Origin of the sequence: Thermus islandicus DSM 21543 (genome assembly GCF_000421625.1) — a bacterium.
Taxonomy (GTDB): domain Bacteria; phylum Deinococcota; class Deinococci; order Deinococcales; family Thermaceae; genus Thermus; species Thermus islandicus.
This window is the reverse complement of sequence record NZ_ATXJ01000060.1, coordinates 1-1282: the sequence shown is the minus strand read 5'-3', so window position 1 is coordinate 1282 and position 1282 is coordinate 1. Positions and strand designations below refer to the sequence as shown.

1 protein-coding gene and 1 pseudogene are annotated in these 1282 nt (G+C 66.5%); both read right to left on the bottom strand.

Annotation, left to right across the window (positions count from 1 at the left end):
* Window positions 1-188 precede the first annotated feature (188 nt).
* Entirely contained in the window at window positions 189-962 is a 774-nt protein-coding gene (locus H531_RS13345; protein ID WP_022799630.1) for a thermonuclease family protein, read from the bottom strand.
* 17 nt (window positions 963-979) lie between these two features.
* Window positions 980-1135, bottom strand: a pseudogene (locus H531_RS0112460) (Rad52/Rad22 family DNA repair protein); the annotation flags it as partial.
* Between the last annotated feature and the right edge of the window lie 147 nt (window positions 1136-1282).

Genomic DNA, 1282 nt, shown 5'->3' with positions numbered 1-1282 from the left:
GTTGCAAACCACTTAGCCCCGTAAGGGGATTGCGACCCGCCAGAACCGCCATTTGCCAAGTAGCCATACCTAAGTTGCAAACCACTTAGCCCCGTAAGGGGATTGCGACCACTTCTAGCAAGATCATTCCCCACCTCCTTTTGGGTCTTTGGAGTTGCAAACCACTTAGCCCCGTAAGGGGATTGCGACTAATGGCTCTCCAGAGGGTTCCGCGTCAGCTTCATACCCGTACGAAGCTGACGGCTGAAGCTGTCAGTGGCTGATGTAAACCACCTTCCCTCACATCCCACCCCGTCCCCGTCCCGGTCCAAGCGGTGCGGATCCGGAGGCAGGACCTTGAAGCCCCGGAAGGGGATGTCCTTGCAGTCCAGGTCCGGGGGCGGCGGGGGATTGCACACCGTGGGGTACGCCGGGTCGCACCCCTTCTGGCTTTGCGGGCTGGGGGAGGCTCCCCTTCCCCACATCCCGAGCCCCCTCGCCCTGGCCTCCCGGGCGGCCTCGAGGTAGAGCGGGGCGTAGCGCACGTTGGGGGGCACGGTGTAGGGCTCGGCCCATCCCGCCCGCACGAGCTCCAGGTTCACCTGGAGGAAGCGCCGCCCCCCGTGGGTCCAGTCCCCCCGGGGATCCTCCAGGTAGAGGTACGCGAGCACCCTCCGGTAGCGGTCCCGCTCCTGGACATCAAGCTCCACCCACACCCGCTTCCCCTGGAGCAGGCGGGCGAGGAAGGCTTTGGCCTCGAGGCCCAGCCTCACCTCCTCGGGGCCCGAAGTGCGGTGGTTGTAGGTGCTCTCCGGGGCATCCACCCCGATGAGGCGCACCGGGCCAAGGCCCTCGAGGTCCACCGTGTCCCCGTCCACCACCGTCAAGACGAGGGCAGGGCCTTGGAGCCTGCCCTCCGGGGAGAGGGCGAGGGCGGGCAGGACGAGCAGTAGAAGCAGGGCGAAGCGCTTCACTTGCCCCATCCTACCCGCCCCTTCCCTCAGCGCCTCACCGCCTCCCCGTTGGGGGTGAGCCGGATGACCTCGGGAAGGGGCTTCCCCGAAGCCACCGCCTCAGGCAGGCCCTTGAGCCTCTCCAGCACCTTGTAGGGAATGTAGCGGTGTTCTCCCTCAATGACCACCCGGGGGTACGTGTGACCTCCTCCCACCCCTAAAGGGGTGGGCTTCCCCATTCACGGAGGGCTGCTTACGCGGATGTAGGGATGGCTCCCCAGCACCCGCATAGCGGCTTCCCTCTCCAGGGGCTTAAGCTCGGGCCGGTCCAGCCCTACGGCCTGATGGGG